The organism is Helicobacter himalayensis, from assembly GCF_001602095.1.
Classification (GTDB): Bacteria; Campylobacterota; Campylobacteria; order Campylobacterales; family Helicobacteraceae; genus Helicobacter_F; species Helicobacter_F himalayensis.
Genome location: NZ_CP014991.1, coordinates 1268472 through 1289189, shown reverse-complemented (window position 1 = coordinate 1289189; position 20718 = coordinate 1268472). Strand labels below are relative to the sequence as shown.

Annotated in this window: 19 protein-coding genes and 1 pseudogene; 11 read left to right on the top strand and 9 right to left on the bottom strand. The window is 41.4% G+C overall.

What is annotated here, in order from left to right; genetic code table 11:
- Positions 1-5: 5 nt before the first annotated feature.
- From purQ to A3217_RS06230, 3 genes are read left to right on the top strand one after another with little or no spacing between them, the layout of a single operon-like run.
- Positions 6-683, top strand: coding sequence for a phosphoribosylformylglycinamidine synthase subunit PurQ (gene purQ / locus A3217_RS06240; RefSeq protein WP_082807906.1), 678 nt, complete (start codon positions 6-8; stop codon positions 681-683).
- A complete protein-coding gene (locus A3217_RS06235; protein WP_066388966.1) occupies positions 683-1855 on the top strand; it encodes an SH3 domain-containing protein in 1173 nt (390 codons plus the stop codon). The genes purQ and A3217_RS06235 overlap by 1 nt, the downstream gene beginning before the upstream one ends.
- Positions 1839-2549 (top strand): 1-acylglycerol-3-phosphate O-acyltransferase, encoded by a 711-nt coding sequence (locus A3217_RS06230; RefSeq protein ID WP_066388965.1) that lies wholly within the window; start codon positions 1839-1841, stop codon positions 2547-2549. The genes A3217_RS06235 and A3217_RS06230 overlap by 17 nt, the downstream gene beginning before the upstream one ends.
- A 42-nt stretch (positions 2550-2591) precedes the next feature.
- On the opposite strand, the gene A3217_RS08820 is transcribed toward A3217_RS06230, so the two are convergent.
- Positions 2592-3095 (bottom strand): MerR family transcriptional regulator, encoded by a 504-nt coding sequence (locus A3217_RS08820; protein ID WP_082807905.1) that lies wholly within the window; start codon positions 3093-3095, stop codon positions 2592-2594.
- A gap of 140 nt (positions 3096-3235) precedes the next feature.
- Here A3217_RS08820 and A3217_RS06220 point away from each other — a divergent pair, with 140 nt between their 5' ends.
- Entirely contained in the window at positions 3236-4597 is a 1362-nt protein-coding gene (locus A3217_RS06220; protein WP_066388963.1) for a patatin-like phospholipase family protein, read from the top strand.
- 56 nt (positions 4598-4653) lie between these two features.
- Here A3217_RS06220 and A3217_RS06215 read toward each other — a convergent pair whose 3' ends face one another.
- The 3 genes from A3217_RS06215 to nrfH all read right to left on the bottom strand — a co-directional run bounded on the left by A3217_RS06215 (position 4654) and on the right by nrfH (position 8330).
- Positions 4654-5775, bottom strand: a complete 1122-nt coding sequence (locus tag A3217_RS06215; RefSeq protein ID WP_066388962.1) for an ATP-binding protein — start codon at positions 5773-5775, stop codon at positions 4654-4656.
- Positions 5776-5928: 153 nt separating this feature from the next.
- Positions 5929-7788 (bottom strand): ammonia-forming cytochrome c nitrite reductase subunit c552, encoded by a 1860-nt coding sequence (locus A3217_RS06210; protein ID WP_066388961.1) that lies wholly within the window; start codon positions 7786-7788, stop codon positions 5929-5931.
- A gap of 32 nt (positions 7789-7820) precedes the next feature.
- Positions 7821-8330 (bottom strand): cytochrome c nitrite reductase small subunit, encoded by a 510-nt coding sequence (gene nrfH / locus A3217_RS06205; RefSeq protein WP_066388959.1) that lies wholly within the window; start codon positions 8328-8330, stop codon positions 7821-7823.
- A 507-nt stretch (positions 8331-8837) separates the two neighbouring features.
- Between nrfH and A3217_RS06200 the strand changes: the two genes are divergently transcribed.
- The 3 genes from A3217_RS06200 (at position 8838) to A3217_RS09050 (ending at position 11606) form a co-directional block, all read left to right on the top strand.
- The gene (locus tag A3217_RS06200) at positions 8838-9626 is read left to right on the top strand and encodes a purine nucleoside phosphorylase YfiH/LACC1 family protein (protein WP_066388958.1); all 789 of its coding nucleotides are present in this window, start codon (positions 8838-8840) and stop codon (positions 9624-9626) included.
- 259 nt (positions 9627-9885) lie between these two features.
- Positions 9886-11439, top strand: a complete 1554-nt coding sequence (locus tag A3217_RS06195) for a hypothetical protein (RefSeq protein ID WP_066388957.1) — start codon at positions 9886-9888, stop codon at positions 11437-11439.
- The gene (locus tag A3217_RS09050) at positions 11439-11606 is read left to right on the top strand and encodes a hypothetical protein (RefSeq protein ID WP_156471871.1); all 168 of its coding nucleotides are present in this window, start codon (positions 11439-11441) and stop codon (positions 11604-11606) included. Before A3217_RS06195 ends, A3217_RS09050 begins: the two co-directional genes overlap by 1 nt.
- Positions 11607-11608: 2 nt before the next feature.
- Here A3217_RS09050 and pyrF read toward each other — a convergent pair whose 3' ends face one another.
- From pyrF to A3217_RS06170, 5 genes are read right to left on the bottom strand one after another with little or no spacing between them, the layout of a single operon-like run.
- On the bottom strand, positions 11609-12301 hold the full coding sequence (pyrF, locus tag A3217_RS06190) for an orotidine-5'-phosphate decarboxylase (protein WP_066388956.1): 693 nt from the start codon (positions 12299-12301) through the stop codon (positions 11609-11611).
- Between the two features lie 15 nt (positions 12302-12316).
- On the bottom strand, positions 12317-12967 hold the full coding sequence (gene nusB, locus A3217_RS09625) for a transcription antitermination factor NusB (protein WP_082807902.1): 651 nt from the start codon (positions 12965-12967) through the stop codon (positions 12317-12319).
- A 1-nt stretch (position 12968) separates the two neighbouring features.
- Positions 12969-13439 carry a 6,7-dimethyl-8-ribityllumazine synthase gene (gene ribH, locus A3217_RS06180; RefSeq protein ID WP_066388954.1) on the bottom strand — a complete coding sequence of 157 codons (471 nt, stop codon included), beginning with the start codon at positions 13437-13439 and terminating at the stop codon, positions 12969-12971.
- Between the two features lie 31 nt (positions 13440-13470).
- Positions 13471-14292, bottom strand: a complete 822-nt coding sequence (gene kdsA / locus A3217_RS06175) for a 3-deoxy-8-phosphooctulonate synthase (protein ID WP_066388951.1) — start codon at positions 14290-14292, stop codon at positions 13471-13473.
- Between the two features lie 21 nt (positions 14293-14313).
- Positions 14314-14967: a carbonic anhydrase gene (locus A3217_RS06170; protein WP_066388949.1), complete on the bottom strand. Its 654-nt coding sequence runs from the start codon at positions 14965-14967 to the stop codon at positions 14314-14316.
- 102 nt (positions 14968-15069) lie between these two features.
- Between A3217_RS06170 and A3217_RS09420 the strand changes: the two are divergent.
- The 4 genes and pseudogenes from A3217_RS09420 to A3217_RS06155 all read left to right on the top strand — a co-directional run.
- A pseudogene (locus tag A3217_RS09420) lies at positions 15070-15558 on the top strand (DedA family protein); the annotation flags it as partial.
- A gap of 210 nt (positions 15559-15768) precedes the next feature.
- A complete protein-coding gene (locus tag A3217_RS09415) occupies positions 15769-16455 on the top strand; it encodes a rhodanese-like domain-containing protein (protein WP_335339537.1) in 687 nt (228 codons plus the stop codon).
- Positions 16455-17531, top strand: a complete 1077-nt coding sequence (locus A3217_RS06160) for a UDP-N-acetylglucosamine--N-acetylmuramyl-(pentapeptide) pyrophosphoryl-undecaprenol N-acetylglucosamine transferase (protein ID WP_066388948.1) — start codon at positions 16455-16457, stop codon at positions 17529-17531. The genes A3217_RS09415 and A3217_RS06160 overlap by 1 nt, the downstream gene beginning before the upstream one ends.
- A gap of 271 nt (positions 17532-17802) precedes the next feature.
- Positions 17803-20691, top strand: a complete 2889-nt coding sequence (locus A3217_RS06155; RefSeq protein WP_066388944.1) for a TonB-dependent receptor plug domain-containing protein — start codon at positions 17803-17805, stop codon at positions 20689-20691.
- The last annotated feature ends 27 nt before the right edge of the window (positions 20692-20718 follow it).

Sequence of the window (20718 nt, the reverse complement as noted above, 5' to 3'; positions counted from 1 at the left end):
AAAATGTGGTAGCGATTTTACAATTTCCGGGCACAAACTGCGAAAAGGATATGCAATATGCGTATGATACGCTAGGGATTGAAAGCAAGATTATTTGGCACAAAGAGGAGGCTCTGCCACCTTCTTGCGCGCTTGTGATTATACCGGGCGGTTTTAGCTATGGGGATTATTTGCGTAGCGGGGCGATTGCGCGCTTTTCGCCTATTATGCGCGCGGTGAGTGCATTTGCAAAAAATGGCGGTTTTGTGCTTGGTATTTGCAATGGCTTTCAGATTCTATGCGAATCTGGACTTTTGCCGGGTGCTTTAAAGCGCAATGATAATTTGCATTTCATTAGTCAAAATCAAGCTTTGCGTGTGGTGAATACCAATAACGCTTTTTTGCAAGATTACACGCAAGGCACGCTTATTAGCCTTCCTATCGCGCACGCTGACGGAAGCTATTTTGCTGATGAAACATTATTAAAAGAATTAGAGCAAAACGAGCAGATTCTCTTGCGTTATGTGGAAAATCCTAATGGCTCAATTAGCTATATAGCCGGCATTTGCAACAAAGAAAAGAATGTTTTTGGGCTTATGCCACACCCTGAACGCGCGATAGAATCTTTGCTTGGTGGGACTGATGGCGCGCAAATGCTCGCTTCAGTCTATGAAGTCGCGCAAAAAGCAGGGATAAAGGCATAATGAAAAATTTTATTTTACATTTTTTTACATTTTTTCTTTGTGCTCTTGTTTGTGGGAGTGTGCTAGGTACGCAAGCTTTAGCAGAGCAAGTTTCAACAGAAGGAGCGCAAGATTTAGCAAATTCTGAACAAGTGCGAGCAAAAATCGCTTATCTCAAAGTCTTGCAATTCCCGCAAGAAAGCCTCTATATCGGGCAGGAAGTAAGTGTGAGTTATGAGGCGACATTTTATGCAGGTGCGAGTTTTGTAGGGGCGAATTTTGATAAAGTAGCCCAAGATCGCATTGAGATTCTCAATAAAAACGCGCAGTGGCGCGCTATCGGGCAGGATCGCTATCAAGTAACTTATCATTTTAAGATTAAAAATGAATACTCTAGCATTCCACCTTTAAGTGTGCGTGCGCTAAGTGCAGATTCTAGCTATGAAGAGGTCGCAAGTGTCGGTGCTATCCCGCTAAAAGCGCTCAATCTCAAAACAAATCCACGTTATATAGGTATTTTTGGCGAGGATTTCAAGGTGTTGCGCCACAAAAGCAAGATTTATGACGATACGAACAATATTGTTATTTTTGAATTTCAAGTCAAAAGCCCAAATGTGCGCGATATGAGCTTCCCAAATGCACCAAATCAGGGCTTTGAGGAATTGCGTATGGGTGAGGAAAAAATGGGCGCGATTTATTATGTTGTCGTGCCAAAGTCCTTGCGTGAGCTGAATTTTGAATATTTCAACCTGCGGGCATCGCGCTTTGAAAGTGTGAGTATTCCGATTGTGGTGAGTGCGGATTCTGTTAGTACACAGAGCGACTTAAAGCCGAAGGTGAGCTATACGTTGTTTAAGTTTGTCTTTTTGGGTTTAGGTGTTGCGCTATTTTTTGGGCTTTTTCTTTGGAAGCGTAGCAAACTCGCGCTTTTTGCGATGGCAATTTTGATTGGTGTGAGCGTGTATAATCTCACACTTAGTAGCTTTCAAGGCGTGCTAAAAAAGGGTGCACAGGTAAGTATTTTACCGATGAATAAATCTACAATCGTACGCATCATAGAATCTGATATGCAAGTTGAGGTGCTGGATTCTCGCAAGGTAAATATCGATGGCGAAAATGTTGTGTTTTACAAGGTGCTTATTGGGGATTCTCAAATAGGCTGGGTAAGGAGCGTGTATGTTGTCAAAAATTAGAGGCTGGATTGCCACGCTTAGCATTGCGATTTATCTGCCTGTCATCATTTTGCAGATTTATTTTACAAGGACAAAGCAAAATGGGCGCAAAGCACGCTTGCAATGTCGTTATTTTTTTAAACTCAATGGCTTTCATGTCGAGCGTATAGGGGAGTTTGACGCAAGCGCACAACTGATTGTGCTAAATCATCAAAGCGTGAATGATATTATGTTTTTAGAAGGATTCCATCCGAGTAATATTTGTTGGGTGGCTAAAAAACAGCTAGGTGAAATCCCGTTCTATGGCTATGCACTGACTTTGCCTGAAATGATTTTAATCAATAGAGAGGATAAAAGTGGGATTGTGTTTTTACTCAAAATGGCTAAGGAAAAGCTTGCACAAGGGCGCCCAATTGTGATATTCCCTGAAGGCACGCGTGGGGAGGGCAAGGAAAAACTGCTTCCTTTTAAGCCCGGGGCAAAAGTGCTAGCAGAAAGGCTTAAACTAAAAATCCAACCAATTTTGCTCATCAACACACGCAAGATGTATGACACCTCGCCTATTTCTTCAAAGACCAACAAGGCAAGGCTTGTCGCGCTAGAATCTTTCACGCCAAATTTTGAGAATCCGCAATGGTATGAAGAGCTAGAAACATTAATGCAAGAAACCTATGCAAAACACTACGCAGAATGCAATAATATAAAGGCTGTTTGAAGTTAGATTTTTGGCACAATAGCTAGATTATGTTAGGTTTTTTTAGTTTGCTGTATTTGCACGAAAGCGCTCGTTATGTTTTCTAAATGAGCGAGGTTTTGTTGCTTTATAAAGCGTTTCATACTCTTTACTCGCAGTGAGTACGGGACCTTGTAACGTTTCGCTTTCCTCTTTTTCAAGCATTTGTATCGAGTGTATATCATCATAATACGCGACTTTCCTATCAATCACCTCAAGGATTGTACGTAGGCGCGAAATCTCCTCTAGCACATTTTGCTTTTGGCGCACAATCATATTGCGGCGCTCTATAATAGTCTCATCACCAAGCCCTGCTAGCTCGATATATCGGCGCACTTCACCTATACTCATACCCATTTCGCGGAAGCAGTTTATCCAGCACGCCCACTCGACATCTTTTTTACTAAAATAGCGGATATTATTAGAATCTTTTTGCAACGCCGGGAATAGCCCCTTGCTTGCCCAAAAGCGCAAAGTCCTTGATGCGATGCCTGTTTGCCTCTCTACTTCAATAATCGTGTATGCCATAATTTTGTCCTTTAATAAGGTTAGTTAAAAGCCTAGATTATAACAGATTTTAGTTTTTCTGCTTGATTTGTTCTCGGGATTCTATCGTGCAAGGTTTGTTATAATCGCCCCGAAATTCTAAGATTCTATAAAGGGTGATGATGGCGAAAAAAGCATTGGTGCTAGGCGGTGGAGGTTCTAAGGGGGCGTATCAAGTAGGTGCGTATAAGGCGCTTGTGGAATTGGAGCAGAGCTTTGATTTAGTTGTTGGCACGAGTATCGGTGCGCTTAATGGTGCGCTTATCGTGCAGAATGATTTTGCGCTTTTGTGCGAGCTATGGGAGAAAATCAGCGTTGAAAAAGTTATTTCGCACGGGCTTAATTTCACGCAAGATATGGATTATTATTTTGCGAACACGCAAAAGATTCTGCCATTTCTCAAATCCTACGCACAAAACAAAGGTATGGATACTTCTCCACTGCAAGGGATTTTGAATCATTATCTAAATTGGGAAAGAATAGAATCTTCAAAGCTAGATTTTGGGCTTGTGACGCTTGAAATCCCAAGTCTCACGCCCTATGAAGTGCGAAAAAATATGATGGATAAAGATACGCTCTCTTTATGGGTACTCGCCTCTGCATCGTGTTTTCCTGCGTTTCCGATTTTTGAGTTCGGGGGAAAAAGCTTCATTGATGGGGGTTATTATGATAATGTGCCTATTGGTTTGGCTTACAAAATGGGCGCTCAGGAGGTTGTGGCTGTTTCGCTTAATTGGGATTTTGAGAGCAAATATGATACAAATCCGCTGGTAACACACATTCGTCCTTCGATGTATCTAGGTAGTATGCTTGATTTTTCAAAAAACGCCATTGAGCAAAATATTACTTTGGGTTATTTGGAAACTATGCGCGCGTTTGGAAAGTTTGTGGGGCAGTGCTATTGCTTTGCGCCACAAAGTATTGATGAAAATTTAGAAGCAAAAATCCACACGCTTTTAAGGCAGATTCTTAGCCAAGAGCTTAATAAAAGCTATGAAGCCACGACATTTTCAGCAAAGTTTGGCGTACAAATGGCAAACACAGGGCTTTTTTCAAAAGTCGCCTCGCAAACGCCATTTTGTGATAAATTACTTCAACTTGCAAATTTTCATAAAGAGCCAAAAGTGCGCTGGCATGAGATTTTGTTCTTTCTTGTAGAATCTTATATGAGTTTATGTAATTTTGAGCGCACGAAGGTGTGGGATATGCGCGAGGTTTTAGCGATGGCAAGGAAGCACTTTGAGAGTGGCGCATTTAGCGAGATATTAGAATCTGCTAGAGATGCAGATTCTAGCGCAGAGACAAAGGAGACAAAATCCGCATTTGATACGATGCTGTATATAATGCGAGGAATGGCAAGTGGTGTGCGCTTTGAGCATTTCAAAAAACAGCTTTTGGAATACAAGCCAAATGCGGAATTACTCGAGCCAAAAAGCGTAAAAATAAGCGCTTGTGTGCTTTTAGAAATTGTTTTAAACCTCTAAAATATATGCAATTAATTTAGCGCGATGATAAGAAATCAAATAAGCGCGCAGTTGAGTCAAAGTTTTAATGCTAATTCGCCGAGGGCAAAGTCGATGAAATTAAGCGCGTGCCAAAAAATTTTTTGAGAGTCTTTATGTGCGGATTCTCCACGCTCTTTTTTTCCGCGTATGTTGCGTTGAAATTCCCCGCTATCTTCGAAACTAAGCGTGATAATATAAGCGGTATTTTGCGTGCATTTTTGCAAGCGCTTTTCACAAAGCTCGCGCGTAGCAAAGGGGATAGGCAAATATGCGCAGTCTTTATACACAAGCATACCTTCTTCATAGCTAATCGTGCCCCCGCCAAGTTCGTGTATTTTCACAAGCTCTAAAAACAGCATATTTTCAAACTGCGCTAGGATATTGTTTTCAAATTTCACAATCCAGCTTAAGCTAAAATCTGCAAAATAGAGCTTTTTAGCAAGTTTTTGCATAGGCTCATTTGCGCACTCAAGGCTATGCGGGACAAAAAACAGCACACCATTTTCCTCCCATTTTTTTAGCAAAGCATAGATTCTGTCTTTTGAAATTTTTGTCTGTTTTTTAAGCGCAGTGTAGATTCTATGAATACTCACAGCTTGGGCTTGAAAATGAAGTAAAAAAAGAAAAATTTCTAAATCCGCACCAAAATAAAGCTTGAGAACCTCCCTTCTACGTTGTTCTTTTTTATAATGTGGGGTTTCTAGCATTTCAGGCATATTGCCATCTTTAAGAAAAAAAGCAAAGAGATTTTTCAGCGAAAAATTCTTAGCACTAAAGCTCACAAACTCTTCAAAGCAAAGCGGCATAATACATTTTGGTGTAAAATCACTTGGCACAAGCTCGCGCGCACCTAGTAGGATAATATTTTGTAGGTTTGGTAAAGTGAGCGTGGGCTTAAAATTATCAAGCACAAGAATGTCGAGTTTTTTTTCCAAAAATATTTTCAGTAAGTAGGTTTGCAATTGCGCAGAATTTAGTCGCACATCATCCAAATCCAAATACATAGGCTTTTTATAAGAAAGTGCAAATTGCAGGGCAAGCGAGGTTTTACCTGATTTTGGTGCGCCAAAAAGAAAGGTGCGTCCGGGCAAGATTCCATAACGGCGAGGCAAAATCGTGCGTTCATTCAGATTTTCTTTCAATGCGTTAAAAATCATTGCAAACTCCGAGTTTTTGGGAAATTATAGCATTTAAAATTGGGGTGTAAAAAACAAAATAAGATTGAAATGGATTTAAAAATGAAGTAAATTTGGAAAGATAAAATCCTAGCCCTCGCATTTATAAAACGAGGGCTAGGATCGTGTAAAGGATTAATCCTTGTAGGTTGTAAGATGAGAAGTTACCTTATCTACTTTTTTGTAGTTATAAGGTTTTGTATCCGCATCTAGCTCAAGCAATTCTTTTGGTGCTGGACCATTAACATTGTGATGGTCATAGTAGCGATCGCCTGCTTTATGTCCGTTCATATCGACTTTGTAGGTGATTTCACCCGGATTGAGTTTTTGAATCTCTTCAAAACCAACATTTGAAGTTGTAAAGCCTTTGATGCCGTTTGCATTTGCAATTTCTACAAGCTTAGTTTGTCCCATTCTAGCCATTTCTACTGCTTGAAGAAGCATTCTGCTTGCTTCGCGTGGATTGTGGAATCCCGTAGAGTTTTCCGCTCCTACGAAGTCACCCCTCATTTGTCCTCTGCGGTGCAATTCCAATGGTTCTGCTAATGCTTTAGAGATTTTTGCATCATCTGGCTTGCCATCAGTTTGATATGCGCTTAGTTTTCCTAACTCACCTCTTAATCTGCCAATATCTTGGATAAGACTCACTGTCGCATATTCTGCGCTTCTTAGGTCATAAGCCACAGAGCGTTGAATATCAGCAATTTGCGCTTTAATATACTCTTCTGGTTGTGAGTGGCAAGTCTTGCACGCTGCGTTAATGTCTTGCAAAGGTGAAGTAATGTTATGCTGTGTAACTTTCTTGCCACCTGCTCCTTTTGTGTAAGGCATATGACAATCCGCACAACTTACACCATTTTGTGCATGCACACCACCGCTAAAGAGTTCAGTTTCTGGGTGTTGGATTTTAAGCATAGGTGCTTTTGTAACTTTATGTTGCCAATCTGATGCGAAAATGCCTTTCTCGCGTGCTGCATCATAGTGGTCATCAAACATTTCAATTCTAAAAGCTTCGCCTTTTTTCCACGCACTCCACGGGAATACTAGCTCGATACCATCAACTTCGATTTCTGTGGGCTCGTTGCCATCTCTCCATAAGTCAAATTCATCATAAGTTTTTTGTTCGCCATTCCACCATTTTTTAGTTGGATCTTTTGCGATGCTTTCGCCTGTAACCTTGACTTTAGAGCCTGTGGGGCGGAAATAGTATTCCACATGGCATTGCGCACATACAAGAGTTCTCATCTCTTTTCTGTCAGCCTTTACGCCCTGATACTCATCTTTTTCATAACCTCTAAAATCTACAAGTGCATTTATAAGCGCTGGGCGTGTGATTCTAAGTCCCATACCATCAGGATTGTGGCAGTCAGCGCAGGTTACACCCATTCTAGTTCCGCCATGTGGTCCTCTGTGTGCGTCAGAATTTGGTTCGATACCATCTACTGCTGGCACATTTTTAATCATAGTCCAGTATTTTGTAGAGTTAAAGCGCACCCAATCACCTTTAGCTGCATTTTTATAAAGCCATGGTGTCCAGCCACTGTGGCAGTTCATACAAGCCGCAGGTTGTCCGCCAAACTTCGCAAAACCATGTGCGTTTAGGAAGTCTTTGTTATTTCTTGCTGTATCCATTTGATCGACTTGAATCCAAAAGTGTCCTCTCTCCTCATTTGCATCTAAACTAAAAGGATAGCCCGCCCAAAGCACTGTAAGCTGTGGATAGCGGATAAGCTTAGAATAAGCGAGATTCCCACCATAATTTGTATATTTTGGTGCTTCTGTCTCCACTTTCAAATACATATCGCGGTATTCTGGGAAGTTTTTCCCCCAATAATCAAAAGTCGGATTGTCATCAGTGAGCTCGACTAGACCTTTACTTGTGGTAGTCGTGATTGATTTGTTGTCGCTGATGCTGTTGTTGAGCCAAAAAATACCAACTATTATAACAATAGCTAGCACGATAAGAACGGGCATTAAACTACTTTTCTTTTGCATTTTTTCTCCTTAAATTTGTGGTTTGTGTCATCTTAGAATCCACGCTTATGTCCTACGCCTGCGTGGCAAGATACACAGCTTAGACTTTGTGTTTTTCCATCTGCGTGTGTTGTGGGATTGACTGCATTCCCCGCATAGTCTATGTGGCAGTTTATACAATTATCTTGGACTATTCTCTTGCTTTTGTCATTTGCACTGAGATTTACAGGCAACGAATCGAGCTTGAAAGTAAAAGCATACGCGTGTCCTACACCACTTTCAGCTTTTGCAATCCACTTAGAAATGAAGCTATGTGGCAAATGGCAGTCGCCACAAGTCGCACGCTCTTTTCCCGCAATTTTTTGCGAGTGAGATCCAGCAAGATAGTCATCATACACATCATTCATAATGTGACAATTATTACACGCTGCTGGGTCATTGCTAAGATATGAAAAGCCTTTGGCATTGTAGAAGGTATATGCACCACTTACAAGTATGACAACAATCAAGAGAACAAAAATCTTTGATAACGCCGATGAACGCTGATTGTTGTATGAACTCAAAAAACCCTCCTTGCTTTGTATTGTTTTATTAGAGTTGGCTCTAATATGAAAGGAAATTGTAGTGTGGGTTTTCTTAAAGCAATATAATTTTGTTTAGAATACATTTACTTTTGGGGTATTTTTGGAATCTTTTTGACATTTTTACCCACTTTTTGAGATTCTAAAACCACCAAACAGCGTTGCAGAATCTTAGAATCTAAGCCCCCAAAACGCGCCAAGTATGCACGCGAAGTGGAGCCGAAGCGGGATTTACTCCCGCGCAGGCGATATAATTATATGGATATAGAAGCGAAGCTTATAAGGGCTTTTGCTCTTGTAAGTGATACAATTTAAAGGAATAGAATCCAAAGAGCGAGAATTCTTAGCACAAATAACTAATAAAGCAAAATTTTTCAGAGCTAGATTATAAAGTCGGTGGGGCTATGGAAATTGTAGGGCTTTGTGGCAGTTTTTGTAATTTAGGGCTGTATAATGCCTTTCAAAATTTTATTTTCTTAAGGGATAAATATGTTTGCTTTTGAAAAATCCATCAAAACTTTTGCGGGTGGCGTTTCATTTGCACTTAGCAATCGCTTTGGTGGTGTGAGTAAAAAGCCTTATGAGAGCCTAAATCTCGGCTTTAATGTGGGCGATGAAAAGCACCTTGTGGAGCAGAATCTGCAAATTGCATTTAGCGCCTTTTGTGCGTTACAGACAAAGAGCAAGCCTATAAAATCCCTTGCCTATCTTACGCAGATTCATAGCACGCAGGGTGTGAGCATCTCGCGCGCTATAAGTGGGATTGCAAATTTGGGTGAAGGCGATTTTTTGCTTACAAATAGAAAAGATTGCGCACTGCTCGTGCTTGTGGCGGACTGCAATCCTGTGCTTTTGTATGATAAATGCAATAATGCTCTTTCGCTCATTCACGCTGGACGCGCGGGAGTTTTTGGCAAGATTTGCGCGCGTGCGTTAGAATCTATGCGTGAGCACTTTGGCACGCACGCACGCGATGTGTATGCGTTTGTGGGTGTTGGCATTAGGGAGTGTTGCTATGAGGTGGGGAGCGAGGTCTCCTCATATGTAGCGCAAATAGCCACAGATTCTAAACACGTACAAAAGGCGGAGGCTTTTCTCACCACGCGCGAGGGTAGAACTTATCTCAAACTGCAAGCAATGTTAGAATCTGAATTTCACGAGTTAGGCATTGTGGAGAGTGAATTTATGCAAGGTTGTAGTTGCTGTGATAAATCTTTTTTCTCTTATCGGCGCGAAGGCACAACAGGTCGCTTTGGGCTTTTTGGAAGACTTCTTTGAGAGAAATAAATTTAGTATAGAAATTTTTCCTTAAAGAACGCGTAAAACTTCAATCTTAAACTTTCATAAAATTTGCTATAATGTCGCGCTTTTTTCAAATTTAAAATTTTTTAAGGAGTTGGTATGAGCTTTATAGATTCTATGATGGGGGGGGGGCAATAGTGTATTCCAAGCCCCTTGTTTAAGGGCTTGGAATGTTATTTTTTGGTGCTTTATTTTTCTTTATGCTTTTCTTGTTGCTATAAATGCAAATCTTAGTGTGATTGATGATCATACTTTTACAAAAACTTTATTTATCGGTGAACAAATCCCATTTTTTATCAATGCTGAAATTGGACGCTTTTACCCGCTAGATGGGCAGGAACTTAATATTTTAAGCGCATTGTTTGGTGTGAATGCAGGCGTGTTTTATGCTTTTAATGCTCTTTGTGTGATTTTGGTTGCGTTTTGTTTGGCATACGCATTGCCTGTGTTTTTTGCAATGATTGATGACAACCACGTTGCCTCACAAGCAAAACAAAATTTTGCGCGCTACCAAATAATTTCTTATGCGCTTATCGCGCTTGTGCTTTGTGCGCCAAGTTTTGTTACTTCATTTTTGCGACTTTTTGTGCCAGAGCGTATGGAATTTGTGTTTTTTAGTATTTTTCTAGCAAGCTATGCTTTTGTGCTAAAAAACCCTCACAAACAAAGCGCGTCTTTTGCTCTTGTGCTTGGAGTTTTGAGCGCAACTATCGCGCTTTATTATAAAGAAACGGGCTTTGCTATGCTCTTTGTTTTTGCATTTTTACATTTTGTATTGAGCTTCAAATATTCTCATTTTAGGGTAAAAATCCTTGATATTGCACTTCTACTTACAAGCATTATTTGGGTGCTTGTGTATGTGTTTGTTGTTGTGTTGCAAAAAGAAGGCAGTGGCGCGTATGGCGATACGCCTTACAACCAGCTTATTGTGTTGCTAAAGATTGCGTTTAGCTACTCGCTTAATGAACCTTTTTTGCTGCTTGTATTGCCCTGTTTTTTTGTGTATAGAATCTATGGTGTTTTTATCAAAAAACAGCCTTTTAGTGCTTTGCTTGATTCTAGCTTGTGCGCTGCTTTGGTGCTTGTGGCAGAATATTTAGTATTAAGGATTGGCGATGTGCATTATGTGTTGATTGCTTATATCTTTGGGCTTATTGCGCTTGGTGGATGGATTCTAAACTTTTTAAAATTAAAATTTTTTAAACTTCTTTTGATTGTTGCTTGTATTGTTTTTGTCTTTAATAGCCTGCCTTTTAGCCTTAGCCAATACGCACATTATAAAGTTGTGCCAAATGGATTCCAGCAGACGCTTGATTTTTTAAGTAAATACATAAGAGAGCATCCTCACACAAATATCTATCTTGAGGGTGTAAATCGTGCATCAGGCGTTGAGGTGTATGTAAGTCTTGCAGAATGGCTTAATCATTATGGGGCAAATACATTCGATTTGCAATCAGACTTGACAATTGATAATAGTATCTTAGGGAAACCAAAGCCAGAGAGCCCTTATAGCGTTTTTCGTAGTAATGATATTATGCCAAAACAAAGTGGAGATGTTGTAATACTAAGTCCTTATATGACATTTGAATTTAGCAATGCCTTCTTAGAAAAGCTAGATTCTAAGTATGAGCGCTTGTTTGAAAGCGATTTTGGCTACAACTTCCCGCGACTTGGCATAAAATCATTTATCAAATATTTTGGCAAACAATATGCAGGAGAAGGTGAAATTATGCTAAGTAAAAATTCCTTTGGCTTACCACTAAAATTTTATGTATATCGCGTGCGATAATGCGTGGAGATGAAAATAGAAGTCAAGCAATCAGAATCTTAAGAAGTTCAAAAGCAATTACAGAATCTGTAAACCAAAGCTTCCAAGATAATGCGGAGTATATGCGTGAGCCGAAGCGGGGGATTCACTCCCGCGCAGGTGATGCAATACAAGTGCGCATTTTTTGAATTTATGAGAGATTTTCTAAGATTTTTTCTACCACGTCTAAAGGCTCTTTTGCACGATAAATCGGGCGTCCAACGACAATAAAATCACTTCCCACGCGTTTTGCCATTGCTAAATCTGCCACGCGTTTTTGGTCGTTGCTAGATTCGTTAAAAGGGCGGATTCCGGGCGTGAGCGTGAGAAAATTCGGATTTGTGTAAGCCTTAATCTCGCTCACTTCAAAGCACGAGCACACCACACCATCAATCCCACTAGAATCTGCGAGCATTGCCATTTTGCGCGCGTGGTTTGCAAGCGGGGCATTATAAATAAGCTCAAAGCCCTGTGCATCAAAACTTGTAAGCGCGCTCACTGCTAAAATCAGCGGGAAATTGTCTTGCGCGCGTGATTGAGCGCCCAAAAGCTTCATCGCCTCGACACCACTGCTTGCGTGGATTGTCAGCATATTTACCCGCAGTTTTGCAATCTCACATACCGCATCAAGCATCGTATTTGGAATATCATAAAGCTTCAAATCCAAAAAAAGCTTAAAATCCCCTAAAGCGCGGATTTCTTCCAAAAGGCTCGCCCCATCGCGTAAATATGCTTTCAAGCCAATTTTTAACCAAAGCTCTTTGTCAAAGCGCCTCACATCGCGCACCAACGACAAAGTTTCATTTTTAGAATCTAAATCTAGTGCAACGCAAAGTTTTGGCATGAATTCTCCTTAAGTTTATGGATTTTTTGACTTTGTAGAATCTGCGCACTTAAAACTCTTGCGAGGTTTTGGGCTTTGTGTGTTAGAGTTTGTGTATTTGGTGCTTTTAGCATTTTTTGCGCGCGTGCTAGGAGATTTAGGATATTTAGAAAGCTTAGAATCTTGTTTTTGCGCGCGCTCTTTTGCTTGTGGCGCATTGAGAGCAACTTGCTTTAAAGCACTCTGCGTGGCTTTTATCTCGTTTAGATATTCTTGCAAATCTTTATCTTTGAGCGCTTTTTGCAAAGAATCTAGCACGCCATTAATGAGCCTTGGCGCGTTATCATCACCATATGCCTTACTAAGCTCGATTGCCTCATTTATCACAATTGGCACATCAGTCTTTTGGTAGCACATTTCATACGCGCCAAGTCGCAAAATCGCACGTTCAATGCTCCCAAGCCTTTCAATATCCCATTCCTTCAAATGCGCGCTTATAAGGCTATCAAGTGAATCTTTTTGCTCTACCACGCCTAAAGTTAGACATAGCGCAAATTCTTGCTGTTTGTGGCGGATTCTCTTTTCTTCTAAAATTTCTTTGGCATTTTTGAGCGCACATTCATTTCCTAAATCATACGCATACAAAATGCCTATAACCGCGTTGCGTGCTTGTGTGCGTGTCGCCAAATTACACCCCTAGATTCTGATACAAATTCACAAGCTCAATCAGCGAATTCATACTTTCAAAGCCCTTGTTGCCGGCTTTTGTGCCTGCGCGTTCAATGGCTTGCTCGATTGTATCAGTGGTGAGCACGCCAAAAGTTACCGCCGCGCCGTATTTTAATGTGGTGTTGGCAATGCCTTTTGTCGCCTCTGCTGCGACATAGTCAAAATGTGGTGTAGAGCCTCGTATAATTGCGCCAAGACAGCAGATTCCATCATAATCACCTTGTGAGAGCACTTTTTGCAATGCAAAAGGCACTTCATACGCGCCGGGCACAAGGATTAAATCTAGCAAGTCCTCATTCCCCCCGTGGCGCAAAAAGCAGTCTTTCGCGCCCTCAATGAGTTTATCTGTGATGAGGTGATTAAAACGAGAAGCGATGATTGCGATTTTTTCATCGCCTCGCAGTTGCAATTTCCCTTCAATGATATTCATTTTTTTACTCCTTCTTTGATGAGATTAGTTTTTACGCATTTTGTGTGGAATTGAATGTGGGTAAAAGTTCTTGCAAGTGCAATAAATCATCTACTAAGCCAAAAAGCTTAGCTGTTGGGACCATATTCGCCCCATCGCTTAGTGCTGATTTTGGATCTAAATGCGTTTCGGCAAAAAATCCATCTACGCCCACGCTCGCTGCTGCACGCGCAAGATATGGGACAAATGAGCTATCTCCACCACTTTTGCCACCAGCAATTCCGGGCATTTGCACGCTATGTGTCGCATCAAAAATCACGGGCGCAAATGCACGCATAATCACAAGTGAGCGCATATCAACGACAAGATTCCCATACCCAAAGCTATTGCCTCGCTCGGTAAGCCAGATTCCATATTTTTTGCTTTCTTCATAAGTGGCTTCATTTCCGCCACGCGTTTTTATTGCTTTCAGCACCACATAGCGCATATCAGCGGGATTCATAAATTGCCCCTTTTTGATATTGACAATTTTGTCAGTTTCAGCGACTTTGACGACTAAATCTGTCTGTCGACACAAAAATGCTGGTATTTGTATCACATCAGCCACCTTCGCAATCGCCTCTGCTTGGCAACTTTCGTGAATATCTGTAATGATTTTATATCCAAATTCTTTTTTAATCTGCGCCAAAAGCTCCAAACCTTTCTCCAAACCCGGTCCGCGGTAAGAATCCAAACTCGTGCGATTTGCTTTATCAAAGCTTGCTTTGAAGTAAAAATCGATTTTTTCATTTTGCGCGATTGGCTGCAATGCCTTTGCTGTGGCGCTTAGATTCTCATAGCTTTCAATAACGCAAGGTCCGCTCATTAGTATCATAGGTAATCTCCTCCTTAAGATTTATTTTTTTTCTGCTTTCTTTTGCACGATTGGCTTAAACTCGCGCTTAATCATATTATAGTTAAGAATCTCCCCTGTTTCGATAATATAATACCAACCATACACATTTAGCTCGCCTCTATCAAAGCGCTCTTCTACAAAAGGATAAGTAAGCAGATTTTCAAGTTGCTGCTCGACATTGATTTGCTCGGTTAGCCACACACGTTTTGACTTGCTGGAAGGCTTTAGTGCTAGTACCTTTTGCTTGACCGGCTCTAAAAGCTCAATCCACTTTTTGACATAAGGCGCGTTTTCAAGCTTTTGTGGAGGCTCATAAATCGCTGCACACGCGCCACAATTACTATGTCCGCAAATAATGACATTTTGCACTTCTAAAATCGTCAAAGCATATTCAATTGCTGAAGTGGTCGCAAGATAGCCTTTACGCATAAGATTAGATTCCGTGTAAGGTGGGATAATATTTCCCACATTGCGCACCACAAACAAATCGCCCGGGTCCGAACTTGTGATGAGATTTGGCACCACGCGAGAATCTGCACAACTAATAAAGAGCGTATGAGGATTTTGAGATTTTTTCAAACTTTCATAAAGCTTTTGGTGCGCGAGGAAATCCTCCTCTTGGAATCTAATCGCACCCTCAAATAATTCTTTCATAAAAATTTACCCTTAATGTAGTTGCAAATTTAAAGCCAAATTATAACAAAAGCATTTATAATGGCGACTTTATTTTCTAAACAAACCACAAAAAGGATTGCAATGTTTGGGCAAATTGTTGATTTTATTGTGAATTTTGTCAGCGCGGCGGGGTATCTTGGGGTATTTGCGATGATGTTTTTGGAATCTAGCTTCGTGCCTTTCCCTTCAGAAGTGGTGATGATACCTGCGGGCTATTTGGCGTATAAGGGCGAGATGAGCGCGGTGATTGCGGTGATTGCAGGCATTGCAGGCTCACTTGCAGGCGCGCTGTTTAACTACTACTTAGCGATAAAATTTGGCAGGGATTTTCTCATTCGCTTTGGCAAATATTTTTTCTTTACAGAATCCACAATGCAAAAAATGGAAAATTATTTCAAAAAACACGGCGAGGTAAGCACCTTTATTGGGCGGCTTATTATGGGCATTAGGCAGTATATCTCACTTCCTGCGGGCTTGGCAAGAATGAATCTTGCGAAATTTAGCTTTTACACAAGCCTTGGTGCTGGTATTTGGGTGGTGATTTTGACAATACTTGGTTGGTATATTGGCAAGCTTTTTGGCTCGGGCTTTGAGGTGGAAAACATTATCCACGCTTTCACTTCAAAAGAGCTTGATGGTGCGCAAAGCACGATTAAATCCTACGCGAAATTTGCCGGCTATGCCACATTGATTTTTGTGTGTGCGGTGGGTGTGGCGTATGTGTTGTGGCAGAAATTTAAAGAAAGCAAGCTAAAAAGAACTTTAAGCGTGGTGCTTGTGATGGTCGTATTTATCGGCGGGACAGCGTTTTTTACACTTCCTAATAAAGCACAAAAAATGGATTCTGGAAATAAATTTGTCGCTTTGCATTTGGCGTATTTGCAAATGCTAGATTCTCAACAAAATACAGAATCTAGCACACAAAACAAATCACAAGAATCAATGCAAGAATCAACACAAGAGGCAATCGCACTCAAGCAACGCGCGGATAATAATGACTACAAGCTTATTGATTCTGAAAGTCTGGCTTCACAACTTAATGATTTTGTGATTATCGCTACCTTGCCACGCGGGATTTACAACCTCGGACTTATCCCAAATGCGAAACATTTTGGCTTTGGCAAATCATTAAGTTTAAATGAAGATGGGAGCGAGTGGAATTGGAAAGAGGATTCTCAAAATGGCGATCTGAAGCAGTTTGTAGAGTTTTTAAGAGCAGATAAGGGCGCAAAAATCGTGTTTTATGATGAAGGAGATTCTATCTTCGCACCCGCTGGGAGCGCGCATACTGCTATACTTTGGGCGCAACATTTAGGATACACAGAGCTTTATCGCCTTGTGGGTGGTTTTGGCGCGTGGAAAGCACTAGGCAAGCCTATCACAACGCAAATGCCTAAATGCTGTGAGCACAACGATAATAAGAAACACGACCACAGCGCACATAATCATAGCGAGCATAAGCACTAATGTTTGCTATCACAGGTGGTGGCACAGGCGGGCATTTAGCCATAGCAAAGGCGCTCGCGCTGGAGCTAAAAGCGCGCAATCTCCCTTGTGTGTATATTGGCTCGACTTTGGGGCAGGATAAGCTTTGGTTTGGGGAATCTAGTGCGAGCAACGCAAATGAGGCGCTTTTTGTCAAAACTTATTTTTTGCAAAGCACGGGCGTGGTGAATAAAAGAGGCTTAGCAAAGCTTGGAGCGCTTTTAAAAGTTGCAAATGCCACTAAGCTTGCGCGCAAAATTTTTAAAATACACAATGTGCATGCAGTTATTAGCGTTGGTGGATTTAGCGCAGCGGGGGCGAGCATTGGCGCACTGATTTGCAGGATTCCGCTTTTTATCCACGAGCAAAACGCGATGAGCGGGAGTTTAAATAAGATTCTCTCTCCATTTGCAAAGGCAGTTTTTAGCTCATTCCCACAAGAGCATACAGGCTTTTTTAAAGCGCGCAATTTCGTGCAGTGCGCCTATCCGATACGCAAAGAGTTTTTTGTCAAAGCACGCGTGCGGGAGAAAATAGATTCTGTATTGTTTCTTGGAGGCTCGCAAGGTGCGCGCACGATAAATAATCTCGCTTTAGAGCTTGCGCCAAAACTCTTAGAGCTTGGGATAAAAGTTTTTCATCAATGTGGCAAAAATGACTTTGAGCGCGTCAAAGAAGCTTACGCAAAACAAGGAATTTTAGAGCGCGTGAATGCCTTTAGCTATAACCCAAATCTTGTTGAGCTTATGGAACGAAGCGATGTTTGCATTTCGCGCTCAGGGGCTTCAAGTGTGTGGGAAACCTGTGCAAATGGCTTGCCTTGCTTTTTTGTCCCCTATCCTTATGCGCACAAAAATCATCAGTATTTCAATGCCCTTGAGTTTCAGAAAAAAGGGCTTGCAGAAATCTGCACTGAATATAAGCTAGATTCCGCAAAGGTGCTAACATTTTTGCAGAATCTAAAGCCAAAAATTTCGCAAATCTCTCAAATCTTGCATTCCGCAACTTCCCCAAATGGTGCAAAAGAGATTATTACGCAAATAGAATCTGTCTTGTAGATTCTATTCCTTTGAGATTGTATCACCTTCGCGGGAGTGAATCCTGCTTTGGCTCCGCTCCAGCTTCGTTGCACTTCGCTTGCGCGCTAATGCTCAACCTTTTTCTGTTGGTAGGGTTTGTGGATTCTCTAACGTTGAAATTTGTAGATTCTGTTCCCTTTTCTGTGTGTCTGGAGATTCAAAGCATAAAATCATTCATTGTTGTTTTGTTCTTGGTATTCTCTAAGCGTTATTCCCATTTTTTGCTTATAATGAGAATTTAAGGAGTAATATGGTTAAGAAAAGTTTTTGCCTTGCAATTTTGTGCTGTGGAGCAAGTGTGCTACAAGGCGCGCAAACTCAAACCCAAATGCGCTACGATACAAGCCCTAGCGTGCAAGAGACGCAGACAAATGCGGGCGATGCGGGATTACCACAAGAAAAAGTGCGATTAAACAAAGTCACCGCGCTTGAGGGTGTTGATGTGGATTTGCAAAAGTTTCAAAGCGGGGAGAGCTTAGATCGCAAAATACTAGATTCTAATCCCAGCGGAAATGGCGACATTACGAGCATTTTGCGGATTTTACCAAATGTGCAATATGATACCGCGCAGCTTAGAAGTGCCACGCCCGGCGAAATCGACCCGGCAAAAATCAGCATTAGCGGAGGCTTGCATTATCAGAATCTTTTTATGATAGATGGTATGGGAATGAATAATGATTTGAATCCAGCAGGCACGGCAAACGTTTATGGTGGCTCTCCGGGACGCTCTCAAGGATTTAATATCGATACAAGCCTACTAGAATCTATCAAAGTGCAAGATTCTAATATCAGTGCGTCGTATGGGGGCTTCACCGGTGGTGTGATAGAAGCAAACACGCGCCGACCGACAAAAGATTTTGGCGCAAATGTGAGCTATCAAATCACGCAAGGAAACGCCGAGCCCGACGCATTTTCAATGACAAATTACCATTTAGATGGTGGTGAGGCACAATTACAAAATCTTCTAAATTCTAGTTCAGAAGCCAATCAACCATATTTTATAAAGCATTTAATCCGTGCTAGTGTAGAATCTAAGATTAATGAGCGCTTTGGTGTGCTTGCGAGCTTTACAAGCACACAAAGCATTATTCCTGTGCGACAGCATTTAGTTACAAATCATTCTCGCCCTACACCAATAGACCCAGCAAATTACGCTACTGCCAAACAAGAACAAAAGCGCCAAAGTTATAATTTTTTCTTAAAAACCTATTATGACCCAAGCGATGATTTGAGGTTGGAACTTACCTATACCTACGCCCCGCAGTCAGATTATCGTTTTATTGTGGGTACGCAAGATGATTACTATAACTTTAAATCCGGCGGGCATAATGCAGGTTTAAAAGCTATTTGGCAAAACAGCTTAGGTGTGCTTACAAATACTCTTAGTTACTCATATATGCAGAATTCTACTACCACCATTGGCTGGAGTGATTTTAAAGATTGGGTTGTTTCGGAATCTAAACATTGGAGCAATTGGGTGGGGCTAGCAAGAGAGGGGGGTTATGCGCCTTTTGATTCCACGCAACACACACTTAATAATAAACTCATACAAGACTTCACGCCTTTTGAGCTAGCAAACACTACACACACCATACAGCTTGGCGCAGAGCTAGGCTATCAATATGCGCAAAATAGCAATCCTAGAGACTATTACCTTGCACCTAGACCATCAGCAACTTATATGACACAAAGCCAACAAGCCTTGTGTTTGCAAACAGGATTGCAATGGTGTGATGTAGCAAAAGTATATGATGCCCAAAAATACGGTTCAGCAGGTTTAGGCTCTAGTGATGTAGTTGAGAATGGAAATGTTCTTGTTTGGAATTATGGGCAGTATTTTAGAAATGCACTTTTTTATAAAAAAGGCAGTGTGGCTTTGCGCAATGTATTAGCAAGTGTCTTTGCAGAAGATTCTGTAAATGTTTCTTTTGGGCGTGCTGGTGCATTTAATGTGCGTCCGGGATTAAGGGTGGATTCTGATACTTATATGGGAAAGGTTACCTTTGCCCCGCGTTTGGCACTCAATTACGAAGCCCCGTGGAATGAATGGCAAGGCAGGCAAAACCTTGCCACACAGCTCACTTTTGGCGCAAACCGCTACTATGGGCGCAATATCTTTGCGTATGCGTTAGCAGAGGGAATGAGTGCTTTACGAACGGATATAAGGAGAAATGACCCAAACATAAGTTGGGAAGAAGCACTAGCAGGAGGCAGATCTTGTAACGACGCCAAAGATTACAATAACTGCTACAACAGCGTAGCCAATAGCACAAATTTTCAACAGCTAAAAATCCCCTATGTTAATGAATATATTGTGGGCTTTATGCAGAGAATCTACGCTTGGAATCTTGGTGTAAAATACATCTATCGTGAGGGTAAAGATGAGATAAGAATGGGCTGTTATGATGAAAATGGACAAATAGCTGCTAGATGTCCTAGCCAAGTTACACCAGATGGAAACTCATTTCATCGCTATAACAACGAAGGTAGAAGCACCACAAATATAATCACGCTCACTTTGCAGAACAACACACCATTAGTGCTTTTCAACACGCGTCATTTTGCACTCCTAGCACTTGATTGGACAAATGTCCGAAGAAACTACACTGACTATACTGATGCGCTCACAAATAACGAGCTTGCAAATCAGTGGATAAGCTGGAATGGAGAGCTTGTGCGCTATGCTGACAAGCCCGCTGATAATTATATCCGCCCCTACACGTTACGGCTTACCACCACGCATAATTTTGAGCTTGGGCGCACGAAGTGGCTACTTAATAACTTTTTCCGCTATCGAAGTACTTATAATGTTATGGCAAGCATACCTGCAACCTCCACAAATGCCACGCGCCCGCCAGATTACGCAGACCTTGATGGTGATGGCGTGGCAGAAACTCCGCTAGATACCTTCCGACCATTTAAGGTAAAGGGTGCTTTTACATGGGATATGCGTGTGGGCTTTGAAGTCAATGTATGGCGCGGAAATATATTGTATATGAACTTTGACATTTACAATGTGCTAGATTCTAAAAATCTTGCAATCACAAGTGCGCGCTATGATACCACCGCCGGCACAACTGCCACACCGATATATGAAGTTGGTAGGCAGTTTTGGGCACAAGTGGGATATAAATACTAAGCGCGTATTTACCACTACATATCATAA

Excerpts from the sequence above, each read along its gene's own strand:
- pyrF (WP_066388956.1), bottom strand. The coding sequence starts at position 12,301 with ATGCCAAAACTTTGCGTTGCACTAGATTTAGATTCTAAAAATGAAACT.
- A3217_RS09415 (WP_335339537.1), top strand. The coding sequence starts at position 15,769 with ATGGTCGTATTTATCGGCGGGACAGCGTTTTTTACACTTCCTAATAAA.
- A3217_RS06170 (WP_066388949.1), bottom strand. The coding sequence starts at position 14,967 with ATGAAAGAATTATTTGAGGGTGCGATTAGATTCCAAGAGGAGGATTTC.
- A3217_RS06230 (WP_066388965.1), top strand. The coding sequence starts at position 1,839 with ATGTTGTCAAAAATTAGAGGCTGGATTGCCACGCTTAGCATTGCGATT.
- A3217_RS06155 (WP_066388944.1), top strand. The coding sequence starts at position 17,803 with ATGGTTAAGAAAAGTTTTTGCCTTGCAATTTTGTGCTGTGGAGCAAGT.
- A3217_RS06215 (WP_066388962.1), bottom strand. The coding sequence starts at position 5,775 with ATGATTTTTAACGCATTGAAAGAAAATCTGAATGAACGCACGATTTTG.
- A3217_RS06160 (WP_066388948.1), top strand. The coding sequence starts at position 16,455 with ATGTTTGCTATCACAGGTGGTGGCACAGGCGGGCATTTAGCCATAGCA.
- A3217_RS06200 (WP_066388958.1), top strand. The coding sequence starts at position 8,838 with ATGTTTGCTTTTGAAAAATCCATCAAAACTTTTGCGGGTGGCGTTTCA.
- A3217_RS08820 (WP_082807905.1), bottom strand. The coding sequence starts at position 3,095 with ATGGCATACACGATTATTGAAGTAGAGAGGCAAACAGGCATCGCATCA.
- A3217_RS06235 (WP_066388966.1), top strand. The coding sequence starts at position 683 with ATGAAAAATTTTATTTTACATTTTTTTACATTTTTTCTTTGTGCTCTT.
- A3217_RS06220 (WP_066388963.1), top strand. The coding sequence starts at position 3,236 with ATGGCGAAAAAAGCATTGGTGCTAGGCGGTGGAGGTTCTAAGGGGGCG.
- A3217_RS06210 (WP_066388961.1), bottom strand. The coding sequence starts at position 7,788 with ATGCAAAAGAAAAGTAGTTTAATGCCCGTTCTTATCGTGCTAGCTATT.
- kdsA (WP_066388951.1), bottom strand. The coding sequence starts at position 14,292 with ATGATACTAATGAGCGGACCTTGCGTTATTGAAAGCTATGAGAATCTA.
- A3217_RS09050 (WP_156471871.1), top strand. The coding sequence starts at position 11,439 with ATGCGTGGAGATGAAAATAGAAGTCAAGCAATCAGAATCTTAAGAAGT.
- ribH (WP_066388954.1), bottom strand. The coding sequence starts at position 13,439 with ATGAATATCATTGAAGGGAAATTGCAACTGCGAGGCGATGAAAAAATC.